This is a genomic window from Streptomyces sp. NPDC058534 (assembly GCF_042717365.1).
GTDB lineage: Bacteria > Actinomycetota > Actinomycetes > Streptomycetales > Streptomycetaceae > Streptomyces.
Genome location: NZ_JBHXNW010000005.1, coordinates 163,766 through 183,422, shown reverse-complemented (window position 1 = coordinate 183,422; position 19,657 = coordinate 163,766). Strand labels below are relative to the sequence as shown.

Annotated in this window: 15 protein-coding genes and 3 pseudogenes; 8 read left to right on the top strand and 10 right to left on the bottom strand. The window is 70.1% G+C overall.

The window, feature by feature from the left end; genetic code table 11:
• Window positions 1-510 precede the first annotated feature (510 nt).
• Window positions 511-1,134, bottom strand: a complete 624-nt coding sequence (locus ACFWR9_RS04775) for a TetR/AcrR family transcriptional regulator (protein ID WP_383835509.1) — start codon at window positions 1,132-1,134, stop codon at window positions 511-513.
• A gap of 254 nt (window positions 1,135-1,388) precedes the next feature.
• Between ACFWR9_RS04775 and ACFWR9_RS04770 the strand changes: the two genes are divergently transcribed.
• Window positions 1,389-2,858 carry an MFS transporter gene (locus ACFWR9_RS04770; protein WP_383835506.1) on the top strand — a complete coding sequence of 490 codons (1,470 nt, stop codon included), beginning with the start codon at window positions 1,389-1,391 and terminating at the stop codon, window positions 2,856-2,858.
• 141 nt (window positions 2,859-2,999) lie between these two features.
• Here ACFWR9_RS04770 and ACFWR9_RS04765 read toward each other — a convergent pair whose 3' ends face one another.
• The 4 genes from ACFWR9_RS04765 to ACFWR9_RS04750 all read right to left on the bottom strand — a co-directional run bounded on the left by ACFWR9_RS04765 (window position 3,000) and on the right by ACFWR9_RS04750 (window position 8,324).
• Window positions 3,000-3,818 (bottom strand): alpha/beta fold hydrolase, encoded by an 819-nt coding sequence (locus ACFWR9_RS04765; protein WP_383835503.1) that lies wholly within the window; start codon window positions 3,816-3,818, stop codon window positions 3,000-3,002.
• 145 nt (window positions 3,819-3,963) lie between these two features.
• On the bottom strand, window positions 3,964-5,220 hold the full coding sequence (locus ACFWR9_RS04760; RefSeq protein WP_383835500.1) for a family 1 glycosylhydrolase: 1,257 nt from the start codon (window positions 5,218-5,220) through the stop codon (window positions 3,964-3,966).
• A 95-nt stretch (window positions 5,221-5,315) separates the two neighbouring features.
• Entirely contained in the window at window positions 5,316-7,640 is a 2,325-nt protein-coding gene (locus ACFWR9_RS04755) for a family 78 glycoside hydrolase catalytic domain (RefSeq protein WP_383835497.1), read from the bottom strand.
• A 234-nt stretch (window positions 7,641-7,874) separates the two neighbouring features.
• Window positions 7,875-8,324 (bottom strand): YybH family protein, encoded by a 450-nt coding sequence (locus ACFWR9_RS04750; protein WP_383835494.1) that lies wholly within the window; start codon window positions 8,322-8,324, stop codon window positions 7,875-7,877.
• On the opposite strand from ACFWR9_RS04750, the gene ACFWR9_RS04745 reads away from it, so the two are divergent.
• Complete coding sequence (locus ACFWR9_RS04745; RefSeq protein ID WP_383835491.1) at window positions 8,323-8,898, top strand: TetR/AcrR family transcriptional regulator; 576 nt, start codon at window positions 8,323-8,325, stop codon at window positions 8,896-8,898. The genes ACFWR9_RS04750 and ACFWR9_RS04745 overlap by 2 nt on opposite strands.
• A gap of 404 nt (window positions 8,899-9,302) precedes the next feature.
• Here ACFWR9_RS04745 and ACFWR9_RS04740 read toward each other — a convergent pair.
• From ACFWR9_RS04740 to ACFWR9_RS04725, 4 genes and pseudogenes are all read right to left on the bottom strand, one after another.
• Window positions 9,303-9,556 (bottom strand): annotated as a pseudogene (locus tag ACFWR9_RS04740) (aldehyde dehydrogenase family protein); the annotation flags it as partial.
• A 34-nt stretch (window positions 9,557-9,590) separates the two neighbouring features.
• Window positions 9,591-10,454, bottom strand: a complete 864-nt coding sequence (locus ACFWR9_RS04735; protein WP_383835527.1) for a hypothetical protein — start codon at window positions 10,452-10,454, stop codon at window positions 9,591-9,593.
• A gap of 785 nt (window positions 10,455-11,239) precedes the next feature.
• Window positions 11,240-12,676, bottom strand: a complete 1,437-nt coding sequence (locus ACFWR9_RS04730; RefSeq protein ID WP_383835524.1) for an IS1380 family transposase — start codon at window positions 12,674-12,676, stop codon at window positions 11,240-11,242.
• Between the two features lie 288 nt (window positions 12,677-12,964).
• Window positions 12,965-13,210, bottom strand: a pseudogene (locus ACFWR9_RS04725) (TetR family transcriptional regulator); the annotation flags it as partial.
• Window positions 13,211-13,221: 11 nt separating this feature from the next.
• Here ACFWR9_RS04725 and ACFWR9_RS04720 point away from each other — a divergent pair.
• Window positions 13,222-13,551, top strand: a pseudogene (locus ACFWR9_RS04720) (NAD(P)-dependent alcohol dehydrogenase); the annotation flags it as partial.
• Window positions 13,552-13,697: 146 nt separating this feature from the next.
• Here ACFWR9_RS04720 and ACFWR9_RS04715 read toward each other — a convergent pair.
• The gene (locus ACFWR9_RS04715) at window positions 13,698-14,264 is read right to left on the bottom strand and encodes a TetR/AcrR family transcriptional regulator (protein ID WP_383835488.1); all 567 of its coding nucleotides are present in this window, start codon (window positions 14,262-14,264) and stop codon (window positions 13,698-13,700) included.
• 100 nt (window positions 14,265-14,364) lie between these two features.
• Here ACFWR9_RS04715 and ACFWR9_RS04710 point away from each other — a divergent pair, with 100 nt between their 5' ends.
• Genes ACFWR9_RS04710 through ACFWR9_RS04690 form a run of 5 tightly spaced genes read left to right on the top strand, consistent with a single transcriptional unit; the run spans window position 14,365 to window position 19,636 of the window.
• Entirely contained in the window at window positions 14,365-16,062 is a 1,698-nt protein-coding gene (locus ACFWR9_RS04710; RefSeq protein WP_383835485.1) for a CocE/NonD family hydrolase, read from the top strand.
• Window positions 16,059-17,006: an ABC transporter permease gene (locus tag ACFWR9_RS04705; RefSeq protein ID WP_383835482.1), complete on the top strand. Its 948-nt coding sequence runs from the start codon at window positions 16,059-16,061 to the stop codon at window positions 17,004-17,006. The genes ACFWR9_RS04710 and ACFWR9_RS04705 overlap by 4 nt, the downstream gene beginning before the upstream one ends.
• Window positions 17,006-17,863: an ABC transporter permease gene (locus ACFWR9_RS04700; RefSeq protein WP_383835479.1), complete on the top strand. Its 858-nt coding sequence runs from the start codon at window positions 17,006-17,008 to the stop codon at window positions 17,861-17,863. The genes ACFWR9_RS04705 and ACFWR9_RS04700 overlap by 1 nt, the downstream gene beginning before the upstream one ends.
• Window positions 17,860-18,855, top strand: coding sequence for an ABC transporter ATP-binding protein (locus tag ACFWR9_RS04695; protein WP_383835476.1), 996 nt, complete (start codon window positions 17,860-17,862; stop codon window positions 18,853-18,855). The genes ACFWR9_RS04700 and ACFWR9_RS04695 overlap by 4 nt, the downstream gene beginning before the upstream one ends.
• Window positions 18,848-19,636, top strand: coding sequence for an ABC transporter ATP-binding protein (locus tag ACFWR9_RS04690; RefSeq protein ID WP_383835473.1), 789 nt, complete (start codon window positions 18,848-18,850; stop codon window positions 19,634-19,636). Before ACFWR9_RS04695 ends, ACFWR9_RS04690 begins: the two co-directional genes overlap by 8 nt.
• Window positions 19,637-19,657: the final 21 nt, after the last annotated feature.

The window sequence follows — 19,657 nt, the reverse complement described above, 5'->3', positions numbered from 1 at the left end:
TGGGGTGGGGTTTTCCTCCCCGGCTGCGCGCGCCCCCCCTCGGGGTGGGGGGTTGCGGGGGCGGCGCGCTCTGTCGGCGCGCCCCCCCGCGGCGCCCCCCCCACGCCGACGGCTCTGCTGCGGCCACCGCGGCGCCGGGCTGCCGTCGCCCATGCCCTTCGCGACGAGGCTCGCCTTGCTCGGCTCGCCTGGCATACACAGGTGCGCTCGGCAGAAGTGGGTGCAACTCCATGGGCATGGCATGGCGGACCTCCGGCACGAGTGGGCGAGAGGTGTCAGGCTGCCTGACGGTATGCGGTGGCTGTGGCGCGAGGCGGCGCTGCCGGTCGGCGCATTCGGGCCGCTGTACGCCTCTGCCGGTGTCGGGGCGGGGCGCCGGCATGCACGCCGGCGCCCCGGGTTGGAGGCATACTGGGCAGCCGGTACTGATCACATGGTAGTCGGGCGGGTACCGCCAACAGGCCCAGCCGGTCAGCATGTATCCGACCGCCTCTGGTGATTCCCCCAGCGCTACAGCCCCTCGCCATCGGACGAGATGTGGCGCATCAGGCGGTCCAGGTGCGAGCGCATCACGGCGATCAAGTCGAAAGAACGCCCGCTGGCCAGCCACTGGACCCGCAGCCCGGCGTCGAGCGCCGCGCACTCCCGGGCGATGCTCTCATGATCCAGGCCCGCTTCGAGTTCACCCGACGCGGAGCCGGCGCGCAGACGGTCCGCGAGTTCCCGCACACCTTTCTCCTGCCACCCGGAGAAGAAGTCGTGCGCCGGGTGGTCGGGAGCGGTGGCCTCGGCGCCCACTACGACGGCCAGTTCGAGGATTCCCGGCATGGTGAGGATCTCGGCGGTGTCGTCCAGGTGGCAGCGAAAGGCGTCCCGTACCGAGTCGGACACGCGTGCCCACTGCTCGTCGAGCTGCTGATGCCAGTACTGCACCACGGCCAGCAGGAGCTGCTGTTTGTCGCGGAAGTGATGGAGCAGCCCGGCGTCGGTGATCCCGGCGTCGCGAGCGACACGGGCCAGTGAGGTCTTGCGGTAACCGTCCTGGCCGAAACGCAGCAGCGCGGCCTCCAGGATCTGGTTGCGCCTCGCCAGCCCTGTCGCGTAGCCGCCGCGCGGCCCCCGTGGTGTCCCCATGCCGACAATCTACCGAGTCCCGTCGCCGACTCCCGCGTGAGCGCCGCTGCCGCCGGGCGAGGGCCACCTTGGAAGCCCTTATGTGTGACGTGCATCACTCCTTCAATGCCTAGCGTCCACTAAGTATTGGCTTCATCATCATCCGAAAGCCAGGGAACGTTTTCGAGCCTGTGGCCGAGATTGAGCCCTGGCGCACGGCCTGGCCGTTCCACGCACGAACCCGACCCTTCCCTGTTCGCCAAAGGAGCGGCTTCATGACGCCGACGTCTGCCAGTCCCCCGCTCGACGCAGAATCGCCCGTCGACACCGCGGGATGGACCCCGCGACTGGTCACCGTACTCATTGCGCTCATCTGGCCGACCCAGCTCTTGGCCGCCGCCGGCATCCTGGGCGCCAACGCCACCGCCAGCGTGGCGCAGAGCTTCCACACCACCCACGTGGCCTGGTTCGGTCTGACGGTCGTCCTCGTCTCGACGCTGCTGACGCCGTTCGTGATGAAACTGGGTGACCGGTACGGCAAGAAGCGGCTCATGCTCGTCATGACCGGCTTGGGGGTCATCGGAGACGTCATCGCCGCGATGGCGGGAAGTTTCTGGCTGCTGCTGGTCGGACGGGCCATCGCCGGCTGTTACGGTCCGTTCGCCGCCCTGTCCTTCCCTGCCGTGCGGGACATCTTTCCCGCACGCTTGGTCAAGCCGGCCAGCGCGGTCCTGGGCAGCAGCCTCGGCCTGGTGGCCCTGGCCGCGCCGTTCCTGGCCGGCCGGCTGGTCGACGGCTGGGGCTACGAAGGCGTGATGTGGTTCCTCGCCGCGGCCTCCGCCGTCGGCTTCGCGCTGATCGCCTTCCTGGTACCGCAGACCCCGCGGCACGACCGCCGGCCCGGCTTCGACTGGCTCGGCGGCCTGGTCCTCGGCGGAGGGCTGACCGCGATCGTCTACGCGGTCGGCCAGGGACAGAGCTGGGGGTGGGCCGACGCCAAGACCCTCGGCTGGCTCACCGCCGGTCTGGCGGCACTGGTCGTCTTCTTCTTCGTGGAACGCTCCAGCGCCCACCCGATCCTGGACCTGAAGGTGCTCAGCCGCCGCCCGGTCGCCCTGGTCCTCGTCACCGGAGGGCTCGCTCAGTCCGTCGCCTACACCATGCCCGGCATGGCGATCCTGCTCGCCCTCTACCCGCACATCCCCGGCGTCTCCGCCGGTCTCGGATGGACCGCGCAGCACAACGCCGTCGTCAGCGTGACCTGGAACGCCGTGATGTTCGGGGCCGGCATCGTCGCCAGCCGCCTCCTGCGCAGGACCGATGCCCGCCTGCTCTGGTGGACGGGGCTGGCCCTGATGGCGGTCGGCTATGGCCTGGTGGGCTTCTTCCACGCCGACGAGACCCAACTCATCCTCACCTCGTGCCTGGCCAACCTCGGCGCAGGTCTCGTCGTCGCGGGAGCACCGGTGCTGGTCGTCGGTGTGGTGTCCAAGGACGAGCAAGGGCTGGGCAGCGGCATGCTCAACATGCTCATCAACTTCTTCGGCGCCATCGTCACCGCCCTCTCGTTCGCCGCCCTCGCCACACACAGCACAGTCGTGGACGGCACCGCCTTCTACCAGGACGGCGGCTACGCATGGCTCTTCTGGACCGGGGCGCTGCTCACCGCGTTGACGCTGGCGATCTCACTGCTCATCCCGCCGCTGCGGGACCCCTCCGAATCCGACGCCGCCCCCGTCATCTGAACCCCCGACGGCCGTAGCCCACCGACAACGAGAAACAGGCATGCCGCACACCTGGACTACTGAAGACTCACTCTGCCGGGCGCGCCCCCGCACTCATGGTGCAGACGCCGGCGGCGGCCGCCGATGGGCGCCGCTTGAGGATCAGCCCGGCAGGGTCTCACCGCCGGCCTCGCGCCAGAAGGCGTCGACCCGTGCGTTGAACAGGTCCGGGGACTCCTGGAACGGCTGGTGCGCCTCCCCCGCCATGACCTCGAGGTGAGCTCCCGGAATGGCGTCGGCCACGACCCGTCCGAACCGCGGCGGCGAGGCGATGTCCTGTTCGCCGGCCAGGACGAGGGTCGGGGCGGTGATGCCGGGCAGCCGGTCGAGCGTGTCGTGGTGCATGAACGGCTCCAATTGACGCTGGAAGGCTTCGGCGGACTGCGGGTGGGGGAAGGCGAGCGTTTCGTCGATGATCCGCTGCACCGTGCCGTCGGCATGGGCGCGCCGCGTGTAGATCCACAGGAAGAACGCCTCAAGCATGGCGCGCTCGTCGGGCGCTTGCGTCGCCAGCCAGTGCCAGAAACGGCCCATGGTGGTGAAGTAGGCGTCCGCCCGTGCCCACGTACTCATGAGGACGAGGCTGCGGACGGCCTCCGGGTGACGGAGGGCCAGCTCCTGGGCGATCACGCTGCCACCCGAGAACCCGGCGACATGCGCCCTGTCGACCCGAAGCACCCGGAGCAGTTCCGCGGCGTCGTCGGCCATCATGGCCACGGACAGGGGCCCGTCGGGCAACGGCGTCCGCCCCGCCCCCCGGTTGTCGAAGGCGATGACCCGGTACCGGTCCGACAGTCCGTCGAGCTGCGCCTGCCATGCCTCGGCGGGGTCGCTCAGCCCTGCGATCAGCAGGACGTCAGGCCCTTGGCCATGGCTCTCGGCCCAGATCGTGGTTCCGTTGGCTTCGACGTACTCACCCATGGAAACACCTCCCATGCCATCGTCTCCCCCTGCCGGTCCGTAACCAGTCAGCGCCGCGCCGCGCACCCGCTGGAAAGCCCACGGGCCACGCCCAAACTGGTGCGCCGCGCGGCCCGCACCACTGCGCTCGGCCTTCCGTGAGCGGTCAGGTCCAGCTGCCGACGGGCGTACCTCGGTAGCTCCGCACGACGTCCGCGTATGCCTTCGCGCTCGGCTTCGGGCGGCGCTGGAACGTTTCGCGGTCGACCTCGTGCAGCCCGAGCTGAGCCCCGTACCCGAAGATCCACTCGAAGTTGTCCATGAGCGTCCAGTGGCAGTAGCCGAGGACGGGCGTGCCCGCGTCGATCTCTGCTGCGAGCCCGTGGACCGCGGCGGGAACGAAGGCGGCGCGCTGTGCGTCGTTCGAGGTCTGGATGCCGTGCTCGGTCACGAGGACCGGTACCCCCGTCACCTCGTGGGCGTAGCGCACGGCGCCTGCGAGGGACTCGGGCGTGATGGCCGTGCCCATGCCGTTGAGCTCGCCGTCGACTGTCACTTCGCCGTCGGGGCCATGGACGATGCGCTCGTAGTTCTGTACGCCGATGAAGTCGTCGCGGCGGGCCTCGCGCAGCCAGTGTTCGTAGACCGCGGCGCGCTTGGCGTCCCTGCGCGCTTCGCCGCCGGGTATCGCCACTTCGTCGGCGATGGCAATGGAGACGCCGACGGGCAGGTTGCCGCGGCGGGCCTTGATCGCGTCGCGGGCGGCGCGGTGGGCAAGGGTGAGCGCCGCCTGGAACTCGTCCTGCCGGTGGGCGGGGATGACGTTCGCGCTGGCGTAGCTGTCGCTTCCGGCGGCGCGTGCGGCGGCCGCGAGCATCCGCGTCTTGAGCGTCTCCGCCTCGGCCGGGAGCTTCGCGCCCGCCTGGAGCAGCTGCTCCAGGTTCGGTTCGTTGAGGGTGACGGCGTACGCGATGCGGTCGCCGAAGCGGGCCATGACGCGGTCACACTGCTCGGCGAACCGTGCCGGGGCGTCGGCGGCGGTCCAGGAACCGGCCGCCGCGAACCAGTGCGGTGCGGTGAAGTGGCTGAACGTCACGAGGGGTGCCAGACCACGTTCCAGGCAGCCGTCGACCTTGCGCTCGTAGTGGTCGAGGGCCTCGGCGGAGACCACACCGCGCTCCGGTTCGACACGGGCCCATTCGACCGAGAACCGGAAGGCGTTGAGTCCGAGTCCGGCGGCCAGATCGAGGTCCGCAGCCCACTGCTGGTAGCCCCGGCAGGCCGGTCCGCTCGGCTCGCGGAACAGTGAGGGCGTGGTGTGCTCCAGGAACCAGGTGTCGCTGGCGCTGTTGTGGCCCTCGTTCTGGTGCCCCGCGGTGGCGACGCCCCACAGGAAGCTGTCGGGCAGGCTGGGGTGTGTCATGTGTGCTCCTTGCACTGAGCCGGTGAGCCGGTGAGCCGGTGAGCCGGGAACTGGTTGTCCGGTGAGCGGTCGTCCTGAGGCCGACGCCGCGGGCGTCACCGTGCGATGGCGGGAAACGGGGTCCAGAAGGAGTGCCGACCGGGCCCGATCTCCACGGGCTCCGTGCCCGGCAGATCGACCGTTGCGGTGACATCGGGTGGCACGAGGACGTCGACGTGCAGCGTGCCGCCCTCGCGACTCCATCCGATCTCGGCGCGACCGTGCGGCGTGTCGTGCTCGGCCCTGGCCCAGGTGAGGCCGCCTCCGGGACGGGGGCGGACCAGCAGCCGCCGGTAGCCCGGCTCGGCGGGGGCCAGACCGGCGACGGTGCGGTGGATCCAGTCGGCGACCGCGCCGAGCGCGTAGTGGTTGAACGAGGTCATCTCGCCGGGGTTGACGTTGCCGTCGGGAAGCATGCTGTCCCAGCGTTCCCACACGGTGGTGGCGCCCATGTCGACCTGGCGGAGCCACGAGGGGGAGGACCGCTGGGTCAGCAGCCGGTAGGCGGTGTCCACGTGTCCGGTGTCGGTCAGCGCGTCGCACACCAGGGGCGTGCCGAGGAAGCCGGTGCCGATGCGGTGCCCGCGCTCGGCCACCAGGCCGGCCAGCCGGCGTCCCGCCTCCGCGCGGTCGGCGTCGTCCTCCAGCAGCCGGAAGCACAGAGCGAGGGCGTAGGCGGTCTGGGTCTCCTCCGTGAGCCGTCCACCTCCGGCGCGGAAGCGGGCGAGGAAGGCGTCGCGGACCGCGTCGGCCAAGGCGTGGTAGCGCGCGGAGTCGCTCTTGTTCTCCAGGACCTCGGCGTTCTCCAAGACCTCGGCGGTGCGGGCCAGCAGCCGCGCGGAGTGCGCGAAGTACGCCGTGGCGACCAGGGTGGACGACGTCATCGCGCGGCCGGGATCGTCCGCCGGGGCGGTCGGGTCCAGCCAGTCGCCGAACTGGAACCCCTCACCCCAGATCCGCTCCGGCCCGGCGATCCCGTCGACGGCGTCGACCCAGGCACGCATCGAGGGGTACTGGGCGCGCAGCACCTCGGTGTCGCCGTACCGCGCGTACAGCACCCAGGGGACGATGACGGCCGCGTCGCACCAGCCTGCCATCGGCGGGTTGCCGGGCGGGATGGGCACCGGCGTGATCACCGGGATGTCGGGGCTGAACACCGGGGGTACGTGGCGTTCGTCGTCGCCCTGGTCGGCGGCGAGGTCGCGCAGCCAGGAGCGAAGGAAGTCACGGACGTCGTAGAGGAAGGCGGCGGTGGGGGCGAAGACCTGGACGTCACCGGTCCAGCCGAGGCGCTCGTCGCGTTGCGGGCAGTCGGTGGGTACGTCGACGAAGTTGCCGCGCATCCCCCACACCACGTTCTCGTGCAGGCGGTTCAGGGAGTCGTCCGAGCAGGAGAACCAGCCCGTGCGGCGCAGGTCGCTGTGGAGGACGACGGCAGTGATGTCGGCGGGGTCGAGCTCGCCGGGCCAGCCCTCGACCTCGGCGTAGCGGAAGCCGTGGAAGGTGAAGCGGGGTTCCCACTCCTCGCCCGCCGGGTCGCCGCGCAGGGCGTAACGGTCGGTGGCGGTGGCGTGCCGCAGCGGACGGGTGCAGAGTTCGCCGTCCTGCAGCACCTCGGCATGGCGGAGGGTGACCGTGTGGCCGTCCTCGCCGCGGACGCGGATGCGCAACCGTCCGACGAGGTTCTGGCCGAAGTCGAGGATGGTCCGGCCCGTGGGTGAGGTGGTCACCGAGACGGGTGCGAGGTGCTCGGTGCGGCGCACCGGGGGGCTGTCGGCCGGGAAGAGGACCCCGGTGTCGAATTCCAGGACCTCCACCGGCTGCCACGCCGAGTCGTCGAAGCCGGGTTCGCTGAAGCCGGCCTGCTCGCGGCGGGCGTCGTACTCCTCACCCTCGTACAGACCGGCGGCGCGGACGGGCCCGGGGCTCCAGCGCCAGCCGTCCCCGGTGGCGACTGTGTCGGCGGAGCCGTCGGTGTACTCGATGCGCAGTTCGGCGAGGAGTCCGGTGTGCTCGCCGTAGATGTCCCGGGTGCCGCCGTTGAATCCGAGCAGGCCCCGGTACCAGCCGTCGGCCAGATGGGCGCCCCAGGCGTTGCCGCCCTCGCGGACCAGGGCGGTGACGTCGAAGGACTGGTAGCGGTGCCGGTGGCGGTAGCTCGTCCAGCCGGGGGCCAGGACGTGGTCGCCCACGACGGTTCCGTTGAGCTCCAGCTCGTAGACGCCGAGGGCGGTGACGAGGAGCTGCGCCGATCGCACTGCGGCCCGCATGGTGAATTCGCCACGCAGCAGGGCGGCGGGGCGGGCGCCGCCTTCAGTGGAGGCGGGGCCGGAGGGGCGGGGGCTGACGACACGTGCGGTCGGGGTCCAGTGGTGGAGCATGGCGGCCATCATGCGATTAATACCTAGTGAAAGCTAGGTATTCAGGGGTGTGGCGTACGTCACGAGGGGGCTGTAAGGAGGCGGGCCGCAGACGCACGCCCCTGACCGCTTGACTGAGATCCTTCGCGCCGCGAGTTCCTGGAGGGCTTCCCCGAGGGCTTGAGACTCACTTCCCCAGGCCCGCGAGGGGCCCGCCCTGGGACCAGACGTTCGGGCGCATCGCCGCCAGTCTTGTCAGAGGACTCGTTCCCAGAGCGGCAGACAGAAGGTCGCGTAGGTGAACTTGCCGGTGATCTGGCCGGCGGTATTGAAGTGGAAGACGTCCAAGCCGTGCCACTGCATGCGGCCGCTGTAACGGATCCGGGCGAACCACCGCAGCAGTGGCATTGCGCGCCGACCGTGCGCGCCGGTCAGGTCCAGCCGGCACGCCCACCGGATCGTCGCCCGGCCGCGGGGCTCGTCGATCACCTGGTCGTACACGTCGAAGGTCATCGCGCCGTAGCGGCCGGCGAATTGCGGCGCGAACTCCGCCCGGATCGCGGCGAGGCCGCGCAACTCGGGACCGCGGCCGGGCAGGTACCGCGCATCCTCGGCGAAGAAGGACATGACCCGGTCGAGATCGGGGTCATTGACGGCGGCCACGAAGGCGTCGATGGTCTGGCGGAGATCGGAGCCGGCGGTCATGAGTCTGCCGTTCGGGGCGAAGATGGGCCGCGTCAGCCTGGGCGGCATCGCCGCGGCGGTCGGGCTGTCCAAGTCCAACGTTCTGCGCTACTTCGGCACGCGCGAGGAGATCGACCTGCATCTGACGATGCGGGAAGGCACGGACTGGGCGGCCGCGGCAGGCACCGCGCTGCGCGAGGCGAGAGGCTTCTCCGCGGCGGCGGCCGCGCTCGCCGACGCGTACGCCGACCGGCCGCTGTACTGCGACCTCACCACCCATGCGGAGACGATGCTGGAACACAACGCTTCAGTCGAGGCTTTGCGGGTCCACAAGCTGTGGGCCATCGACACCTACTTCACCGTCGGCCAGCGGATCGCCGCCGCCTGCCCACAGCTGACCGTCCGTGACGGAACTTCCCTGGTGATGGCCGCGAGCGCGTTCGTCACGAAGTTGTTTCCGCTGACCCGGCCTCCGGAGGCACTGCGCGAGCTGTATGACCGCGAACCGGAGATCGCACGGGTGTTCCCACTGTTCCGGCCGACGCTGCAACGCATGATCGCCGCCACCGCAGCCGGGCTGCCGGCTACGAATTGACGCGGCGGATGCCGACCCTTCAAGTCGGTCATCGCCATTGTGTGCGCGACTACGAACGACTGCGTCCTCACCACACGGGTGACGGCTAGGGGGCGATGATCCCTGTCGGCCCAGAGGGCCCCGGCCTTCCCCGTTGAGCCCTTCCTTCCCGCGTATGTACTGGACCTTGCCGCCGACCTGGCGCACCGTCCTCGAACCGCAGGGCGATCGCCACTCTCCGTACCCCCTGGTGCCGGCCCGCCCCGCGAGCGCCGGCCGGGGAACCGGAACCTGATGGTGTGGCTCCGTGATCCGTTGGACGCGGCAGGACGAGACCCCGGAGACTCCGAGGCCTGTATCGATCTTGTCGACGAGCGTGGGGCGCCCGCGGACGCTCGTATCCGAACCTCGCAGCAGGTGCCGACTCAGCCGAGTGGCTTGTCCAGCACAGCCTTGCGGTGGCTGAAACTCTTCAGCGGGTAGCGACCGTGGTACCGGCCCATACCGCGCTCGCCCACACCTCCGAACGGCAGGCCGGACACAGCGAGATGGGCGACCGGCAATCCGATTCCGACGCCACCCCAGGAGGTCTCCGCCACCAGCCGGTCGCCCCGGACTGCCTGAACGCATAGAGCGCCACAGGCGTGTCCCGGTCGTTGATGGACGCGACGGCCTCGTCGGTCTTCCTGCCGACCTGGGCCGGATCCGCCCGCTCAGCCTTGGGCGAAGACACCTGGTGGGAACGCCCCGGCGGCCAGGGCGGTACGGGTCAGCCGCGATCCGATCTCCGTGAGCCGTTCGACCCCCGGCCCGCCCAGGTGCGCGTACGGCGCCAGTGCCAGCCGGTCGGTCGTCTCCTCCACCTCGCGGCGCAGCTCGTTGCCACGCGCGGTGAGGTGGCCTGCGGAATCGAGCAGACCACGCCCGTGCAGCCGCTCCTTCGCGGCGTCCCACTCCTGCTCGGTCCAGCCGCGGCTCTGCCGGGCGAATTCGGGCGTGAAGCCCTTGCCGGTGGCGGTGTGGCTGATCAACGCCTCCAGCCCGTCGAGCCCGGCCGCGGACAGCGCCGCGAGGTGGCCGTCGCCGCGGTATTCGCGCAACAGGGTGATCGCGTGCCACAGCGCGAGATGCGGCTGCTCGGGCACGGGAAGGCCGGCGTGAGCCGCGTACAGCGGCCGCCCGGCCGGGCCGCACACCTCGGTCGCGGTGGCGGCGAGCCCGGCGGCCTCCCGTACGTCGGGCTCGTCCGGGAGGCCGTCGCCGAGCAGACGTCGCAGCGCACGGTCGACCGCCGTGAGCCGGGCGCTCAGCAGTTCCTTCGGCTCGGCCAGGTCCCAGGCGCGGGGGATGTGACGGGCCACAAGGCCCGGGCTGAAGTTGTAGAACGTGGCGGCCACCACCCCCGCCCCGACCGGCCCCATGGCAGCGGCCCGCCCCGCGAAGTACGGCATACGCCCGGCCTCCAGCCCGGCGGCCGTGTACTCCTGCTCAGCCTCGGGGGCGAAGTAGATCAAGGAGTGCAAGGGGTTGAGTGCGGCGTGGCAGCGGCCGGCGGCAAGTGGGGTCACGGAGTTCATGGAGGTCATTGGGGTCATGGAGGCACCCTAAACCCGTCCTTCGCGGGTCGTTGATTCGTGCGGTGCGACCGGTTTCGGGGCGTCTGGGCTGGTGGCGGGGTGTATCGATGACTTCCCGGTCCCTGCGGGCCACGGTCTCGGCGTCAGCGCTGTGACGTGGCGGTGACGTCTGCGGTGGAGTGTCTGGGTGCTCTGCCTGTCGCTGCCGAGATTCTGAGCCGGCTGAATGTTCCAGGGCCATTAATCGGCTTGAGGTTCCCCCGAGGTGCGGGGAAAGGTGGCAGCTCCGTGGGCGACGACAGGTCTGCGACCACACCGTCACCCACGCCGACGTCCGGAGAACGATCATCTCCCACCCCGAGCCCGAGCCCCACCCTGAGGGAGGTTGGCGTTGCCCTGACGGGGCCTGCGGCGGATGGAGCAGTCCGGGGCGTGGGGGGTGGGGAGTCACCGCTGGCGTTGCCCTCGGTCAGGCCGACGAGGACGCTGATGACGAGCATGATGGCCAGTCCGAGGCCGAATTCCAGACCGGCCCGGCGTGCAGGCGGGGCAGCCGGTGGCCGGCGGCGGTGTCCATCAGCTGCCGGGCCACACCGTGCAGCTTGATGTTGCTGTGCTGGGCGACGCCCACTAGCCTCGCCGTTTCGGTTGCGGCGATGAGGCGTCGTTGTGGGGTAACTGTCGGTTGGCCGACGCGATTTCGGTGTTCGGGCATGGCGGAGACCCGGCGCGGTGGTCGGGTTCTCCAGGGTCCTTCGGGTCGTGGGCGGTCAGGGGTCTGCCGGTCAGCCGGGGGGACGGGGCAGTGCGGCGAGGCGATGGAAGGCCGTGGCCAGTTCGTTTCTCCAGGGCCAGGTCGCCGATATCCGCAAGCGCAGGCGTCGGCCGCCGCGGGTGAGGCGGGCGGCGACGTGCAGCAGCCGGTAGCGGAGCTTCTTCGGCTCGGCAGTGGCCAGTTCCCCGTCCAGCAGCAGGACGCGCGTCCAGGCCAGCAGGTCGATCGCCGCGAGGCTGAGTTCGAGCCAGACGGCGTTGACGGCGAAGTCGCGGGAGGGGAAGCGGCCGAAGCCGGTGGTCTTGCCGCACCGGATGTGGTCTTCGACGGTGGCGTGCCCGCGGTGGCGGACCTCCAGGAACTGGGCGGATCCGCCCCCGGAGTATGGGGTGTCGGTGAGGAACACCTGGTGGCGCAGGCCCTCGTCCTGGTCGAACAGGGACAGCTGGGCTCCGGGGTGCGGCCGCTCCCGGCGCACGATGATGCGGGTGCCGGCCGGGTAGCCGTCCACATCGACCATGCCGGTCAGCTCGGCCACCTCGGCGCCGTCACGCAGCGTCCCGTCCTGGTCCAGGGCGGGATGCCAGAGAGGGCCGGGCATGGTCCGGACAGCCCGGCGGACCGGTTCGGTGATGGCGTATCCGACCGAGAAGAAGGTACGGATTCCTCGTTTCCGCAGGTCGCGGACGTGGGCGAGGAAGGCCTTCGCGGATCCGGCACTGTCGGCGCGGATGAGGATGTCGGTGCCGTGCCGGTGAGCGTCGGGGATCTGCGCGAGCGCTTGGTCGAGCACCGTGATGTGATCGGCGGCGGTGTTGGCTCCGGAGTTCCCGGGCCGCAGCCGCCCCGACACGGCCTCGCCGGTGTTCGCGAGGAAACACAGCAGCGGGTGGAAGCCGAAGCCGCCCTTGTAGGTGGGTGCGGCCTGCTCCTTCTCGGAGTGGCAGGCCACCAGCGTGGCGTCGAGGTCCAGGACCAGGCCGGGAAGTTCTCGTCCGCCGGCCCGGGCAGCGGGTATGCCCTCGCCGGTCTCGGCGGCCTGCATCCAGGCGACGTCCCGGGCTGAACCACGGGCCGCTCGCAGCGAAGCGAGTGCAGCCTCGTCGGTGTCGGCGAGCAACCGCCAAGCCGTGGGCGTGGAGGCGACCGGGCCGAACACCCCCGCCTGGTTCCGCAGCACGGCCAGATCCGCGATCGCCTCACCACCGTCGGCGAGCATCACCGCCAGGTCGGTGGCGTCCCGGCCCGGATCATGCCCGGTCCCGCGCGGCCGAAGCGGCCGGAGAGCGGCGGAGCACGCGGCGGTCAGCCCGGTGGCATCCGCGAGATCGGCCAGCAACCGTGCCCCGGCATGCCCGACCACCCCCGAACCGTCGGCACTGACATGGACCCTGGGACGCAACCCGATACTCTGCACGTAGAAAGTGCCCTCCGCCTGGACCGACAGAACCCCTCAGCAAGGTTCATCGTCCCAGGTCAGGAAGGCACTTTCGCGTTTCCGCCCCAAAGCCAGCCGTACCCAAGTGAAACAGCGAGGCTAGGAGCTCCGAGGCTTCCACCGGTGTGCAGCGGCCGATCGTCATGATCACTCCCCGTGCCTGGCTGATCACCAAACGGAATGCGAGGGCCTGTCGCGGAGGCGTGGTGGGAAGGGGCCGGCAGCATGGGGGTGGAGGTGCCGCCCTCGGCGTCGAACCGCTCCTGCCGAATTCGCTGGTCCGCGTGCGCGACGATTTCAGCTACGGGTCCGAGGGGGCCGTTTCTCTTCGGCATCGCTGCTCCCTGCGCTCGTCAGAATCGCGCTCGCGACGATGTCAAAGAGGTGGTCGGAGCGTGACGCCAGCGGAGGTTGATCGCCGACCCAGGCGAGCATGGCTACCAGCGCAAACAGGTCGGCGCCATCGATGTCACTCCGCGCTGTGCCCGCGTCCTGGGCGCGGGTGAGGAGCCGGGCGCCGGCTGCGCGCAGGGTGGTGCACGAGCACGCACAGCTTCGACGTCGTCATCGACACCATCTCCGCACCCCATGATCTCGCCCCGTATCTGAAGCTGGTGGCGATGGACGGCACGCTCAGTCTCCTCGGATACCTGGGTTCGGTCACCGTTGAGGTCATGGACCTGCTCGTGGGCCGCAAGAAACTCACCTCCGCAGGCAGCGGCGGCCGATCCGGGACGGCCGCGATGCTCCAGTTCTGTGCCGACAACGGCATCGCTGCCGACGTCGAAGTGCTCCCCTCGTCACAGGTGGACACGGCACTCGACCGCCTCCGGAGGAACGACGTCCGCCACCGCTTCGTGCTCGACATGTCCGACCTGGACTGAGCACGTCCCACGTTCCAAAGAACAACTGCGCCCATCGTCGTACATCGGTCCGCCCTATAGGCTTACTGGGCCGGCAATCACCGCACCGAACTGCCCGTACGCAGGCCTGAAAACTCGTACTCGGCCACGATTCCCAGTGTCCTTGCTCAGTCGCCGATGAGGGCGTCCACCATTGCTCTGGCGACGCGGCCGGCTCGCTCCGCTGTCCAGTAGGCCGGCTCCTCCATGGTGGAAACGTAGTAGCCGCGCGTCAGCAGGGAGAGGACGTCGGCGGCGAGACCGGCGTCGGGCACTCCTGCGGCGGCGGCAGCCTCGAGGAACTCTTCGCGCGATGCGCGGGGCTCGTGGCGGTCGACGCTCGCGGGGTCGGCGTGCGCCGAGGAGAGCATCTCGACCCAGAGTGTGCGCAGCAGCAGGTCTTCGGGTTCCGTGCTGAGGTGCCATTCCACTGTGGCTCGCAGTCGGTCCGCGCCGGTCTGGTCGGCCAGGTGGGCTTCCAGGTCGGTCCGCCACCGGGATTCCGCCGCGCGCACGGCGTTGATGATCAGAGCTATCCGCGTAGGAACGTAGTTCGTGACCATCGCGGTGGACCCGCCGAGTTCCCTGGCCACGGCACGGATGGTGATGGCGCTCGCTCCCTCTCGGGCGGCGACAGCGAGGGTCGCCTCGGCGATCGCCTTGAGGCGCTGGACTTCGTCGACGTCGATCGGCATGGCAGCAACCTAGCTCAGAGGGGGTTGACGTTGAGCGCACTCAGATGCAACGTTGTTATATCACGCTGTTCTCTGAATCTCTGCTTCCGTGGAGGGCTTCATGAGCCTTGCCGTCCAGCGCGTCATCCCGGGGCCAGTGCCTCCGCACGCACAGCAGCACATGGTGCGCATGCGTGACGGAGTGCTGCTGGCCACCGATGTGTACGCCGCCGACCCGGGGGAGCCGGCACCGACCGTGCTGGCCCGCCTGCCCTATGACAAGAACAGCCGGTACGTCTTCTTCGACAGGATCGCGCAGAGGTTCACATCACGCGGATACGTCGTGGTGGTCCAGGACGTCCGCGGCAAGTTCCGCTCACAGGGCCAGACTCTGGGCTGGACCGGAGAGGTGGATGACGGGTACGACACCATCGAGTGGGTCGTTCGCCAGCCGTGGTCCAACGGGATCGTGGGCATGTTCGGCGACTCGTACTACGGATTCACCCAATGGTCGGCGGTGGCCAGTCAGCATCCCGCGCTCCGCGCGATTGTCCCCCGGGTGACCTGTACGAACAACGGTCCCGGCGTCGCCAGTTACGACACAGGCTCCGGACCTCAGCCCCCATGGCTGGAGGCGACGACCTATCAGGCGGAGGTCTGGACGGACAACGACACCTACGAATTCGACGTCGACCTCACCCGGCGCCCTCTGCTCGCGGCGTACGAGGAGGCGTTCACCGCGATCGGCAAGCGCTCGGCCGGCTTCGACCTCATCGTCGGAGGCATCCCCCTGGCCCCCTACAACGGGCCACACCCTTACGACGCCCGACCGGTGCCCGTCCTGCACTGCGTGGGATGGTTCGACAACCTGGGCATCGCCCACATGCGCGACTACACCGAGCTGGCCCGGCGTCCGGGATGGTCGGCCGTGCAGTACCTGATCGCCGACACCATCGATCACGAGAACTACTTCCTGGAGAACGCTCCGGTCTCGCCCGACGCCGACCATCTGGTCGACGTCGACGCCCTCGACCGCATGCTCGACTCCTACGCCGGACCCGCCCTCCAGTTCTTCGACGCCTTCCTCAAGGGCACCGCCCGGCCCGAGTCGGTTCCCCGCGTGCGCTGGAAGCTGGGCCACGTGGGCTGGCGCACCTCCACCACGTGGCCGCCGCCAATGGTCACGCAGACAGAGCTGTATCTCGCGGAGCCGGCCTCGGCGACCGGCACGTGCCCCGGCGGCACGCTCACTCCCCGCCCGGCCGCCGGTACCGAATCGGCGGAGTGGCGATACGACCCGGACGATCTCGTGCCGTCGGCCGCGACCGACACCTTCATGCAGCTGCGAGACCATGCGGACGAGCGTCCCGTACTCGACCGGGACGATGTCCTCGTCTTCACGAGCCCCGCCTCACACGTGCCGCTCGACCTCGCGGGTCCCGTGCACACGGTGCTGCATGTGGAGAGCACGGCGCCCACGTTCGACGTGTTCGTCCGCCTCCTCGACCTGGCCCCGGACGGTACGGCGCGCCTGATCCTGCGCGGCTGCACCCAGGCCGACGGGCCCGGCGGGGTCGAGGTCGCCCTCGGACACACCGGTTACCGGGTGCGCCCGGGCCACCGTCTCGCGCTGATGATCGCCGGCAGCGACTTCCCGAACCACCTGCCCAACTCCGGTTCGCTGGAGAACCCGTGGCTGGCGACGGCTCCCAAGGTGAGTCTGCAGAAGCTTTGGACCGGATCCGCCCACCCCTCTCGCCTGTGTCTGACGGTCCTGCCCGAGGCCCAAGCACGGTTCGGTGGAGGTGACCCGAGATGACACTCCGGTTCGTTGCCACCCGACTGGGTACGCTCGTCGTGACCGTCTTCGTGTCCAGTCTGGCCATCTACGGCGCGATGTTCCTCGCGCCCGGGGATCCCGCCACGCTGCTCGTCGGCGGCAGCCGAAACCCCGACCCCGAGGTGCTGGCGCAGATCCACCGCGAGTACAACCTGGACGATCCGTTCATCCAGGGCTACTGGCACTGGCTGAGCAGCTGCCTGCAGGGGGACTTCGGCAGATCCCTCGTCTACCGAGACTCCGTCGCCGGCCTCATCGGTGGCCGCGCCGGTGACACGCTCGCGCTCGTCGGTTATGCCTCCGTCCTCGTCCTCGCCGCCGGCACCGTCATCGGCACCGTCGCCGCACTGCGCGGCGGCCGCACCGAGACGCTGGCCACGACGTTCACGGCGGGTGCGATGGCGGTACCGACCTTCGTCATGGCGGTCCTGCTCATCTGGCTCTTCGCCGTCCGGCTCCCGTGGTTCCCGGTGTACGGCTCGGGCGAGGGCTTCACCGGCACCCTCTCGCATCTGACGTTGCCGGCCGTCGCGCTGGCGCTGACATGGATCGGCTACGTCGCCCAGGTGACCCGGACCGCCGTCCGGGCCGAGATGCGCTCGGAGCACGTGGAAACCGCTCGCAGCCGCGGCGTCCCCGAGTGGACGGTGATCAGGCGGCACGTGCTGCACAACGCCTCCGGCCCCGTCTTCGCGGTCGCCGGCGTCGGTATCGCAGGCCTCATCGCCACGGCGGCCGTCGCCGAGCAGGCCTTCGGCACCGGAGGGCTCGGCGCCCTCATGATCGAGGCCGCGTCCAAGCAGGACATGACCGTGGTCCAGGCCGTGTCCCTGATCTTCGTGGTCGTGTTCGTCGTCATCAACACCACCGTCGACCTGATCAGCGCGGCCCTCGACCCCCGCACCGCGCAGAAGGGGGCCTGATGACCGCCGCCCTGTTCACCCGCAGCGCCGCCAAGCCGAGGACCGGACGCCCCCGCGACCACCTGACGCTCGGCGCGGGATGTGTGGTGGGCCTGTTCGTCCTGCTGGCCGTGTTCGGACCGCTGATCGCCCCGCACGATCCGAACGCCGTCGACCCGATGAACGTCAACGCCGGCCCCTCCGTCAACCATCTCCTCGGGACGGACGACACCGGTCGTGATCTGCTGTCCCGGCTGATCAGCGGTACCCGCGCCAGTCTCGCCGCCCCCGCCGCGGTGATCGTCGTCTCCACGACACTCGGCACCTTCCTCGCGTTGACCGCCGCCTGGTTCGGAGGATGGCTCGACCGGTTCGTCTCGGGCGCCCTGGACGTCGTGTTCGGCTTCCCCGGACTGATCATGGCCGTGCTCGTCGCCGCGGTCTTCGGGGCCGGACTCACCGCACCGATCGTGGCACTGTCGATCGCCTACCTCCCCCTGATCACCCGGGTCGTACGATCGGCCGCGACCAGAGAACGCAACCTGCCGTACGTGTCGGCGCTCCAGCTCCTCGGCGCCCCCACCGCACGCATCTGGCTCCGGCACCTGCTGCCGAACCTGCTGCCCCTCGTCCTCGTCCAGGCCACCATCGGCTTCGGATACGCGTTGCTCGACGTGGCCGCCATCTCCTTCCTCGGACTCGGCAGCCGGCCGCCGGACCCGGAGTGGGGCCTGATGGTGTCCAACGGAGCCCCCTCGATCCTCGCCGGCCACCCACAGCAGTCGCTGTACGCGGGCCTTGCCATCCTGATCGTCGTCGTCGCGTTCAACCTGCTGGGGACGGGACTGTCCCGACGTCTTCTCGGAGAGATCGCATGACGTCATCACCGTTGCTCCAGATCAACGAGCTCAGAATCGACCTGCCCCTCGACGGAACCGAGCGCACCGTCGTCCACCGTGCCGACCTGAGCATCCCCGAGGGAGCGGCCGTCGCGCTGGTGGGCGAGTCGGGATCGGGCAAGTCCCTGACGGCCCGCTCCGTTCTGGGCCTGCTGCCCAAGAGCGCCCGGATCCAGGGAGACCTGCTGTTCGCGGGGGAATCGGTTCCCGCGATGACGGCGGAGCGTCGTCGCCGGTTCCGGGCAGCCGAGGTGGCCATGGTGTTCCAGGACCCCAGGGCGCACATCAATCCTGCCCGCAGCGTCGGTGACTTCCTGGTGGAGGGGCTGACCACCGCACGCGGTGTCCCGGTCGCCGAGGCCATGGCGAAGGTCACGGGGATCCTGCGGGAAGTCGGCATCGCCGACGCCGACCGGCGTATGCGGCAACGGCCCCACGAGCTGTCGGGCGGCCTGCTCCAGCGCGTCATGATCGCCGCCGCGCTGGCCGCCGAACCGCGACTGCTGCTCGCCGACGAACCCACCACGGCGCTCGACGTCACCACGCAGGAAGAAGTGATGGCCATCATCGCGGAGGCCCGCGAGGCCCGCGGGCTGGCGATGCTGTTCATCACCCACGACCTGGAACTGGCGGCGGCCGTGTGCGACAAGGTCGTCGTGATGTACGCGGGCACGACCGTGGAAGAACTCCCCGCCGACCGTCTGCGCGGCCGTGCCGCACACCCGTACACCTCCGCCCTGCTCGCCTCCCGTCCCTCGCTCGACGACATCGACGCAGAGTTGCGTTCCATCGCCGGCAGACCCCTGTCCGGCTTCGAAGCTCCCGACGGCTGCGCCTTCGGCGACCGATGTCCCCGCGTGCGGGACGTGTGCCGCAGCGACCGGCCCCAACCGCGTTCCGCCGGTGGCAGCACGGCGGCCTGCCACTTCCCCCACACGTTCTCGCCCGAGGAGACCGGCAGACATGCTTGAAGTACGCAACCTGCGGAAGATGTTCGGCGACTTCGTCGCGGTCGACGACGTGACGTTCGCACTTCCCGAGCGCGGGTCCCTGGCGATCGTCGGCGAGTCGGGATCCGGCAAGACGACCACCGCCCGCATGATCGCCGGGCTTGAGACGCCCAGCGGCGGGCACGTCGTCGTCGCCGGCGACGAGCGGCGGCCGGGACGGCTTCGGTCACGCGAGCGGCGAGCCCGCGGCCGGCGGATCCAGATGGTCTTCCAGGACCCGTACTCGTCCCTGGACCGGCGCCAGCGTGTGTGTGATGCCGTCGCCGAGGCGGTGCTGCTGCGTCGGCGCCTGCCCGTGGACCGGCTCCGGGCCCGGGTGGCGGAGTTGTTCGACATGGTGGGCCTGGACGACCGGCAGGCCCGTTCCCTGCCGAAGGCACTCTCGGGCGGACAGCGTCAGCGCGTCGCCATCGCCCGCGCTCTGGCGGCCGAACCACAGGCGCTGATCCTGGACGAGTCGATCGCGGCCCTCGACGTGTCCATCCAAGCGCAGATCCTGGGGCTGCTCGCTGGCATCCGGGCGGACACCGGGACCGCGCTCCTGTTCATCACACACGACCTCGGGGCAGTCCGGCACATCAGCGACGACCTGCTGGTGATGCAGGCGGGAAAGGTCGTCGAACACGGCCCGGTCGCTACCGTCCTCAACCACCCGCAGAACCCCTACACGCAGCGCCTCATCGAGTCCATCCCGAAGCCGGGCTGGCAACCGCGGAGAAGGGCGCACAGAGCTGCCGCCTGATCTCCCGCCGGCGAAGCGGCC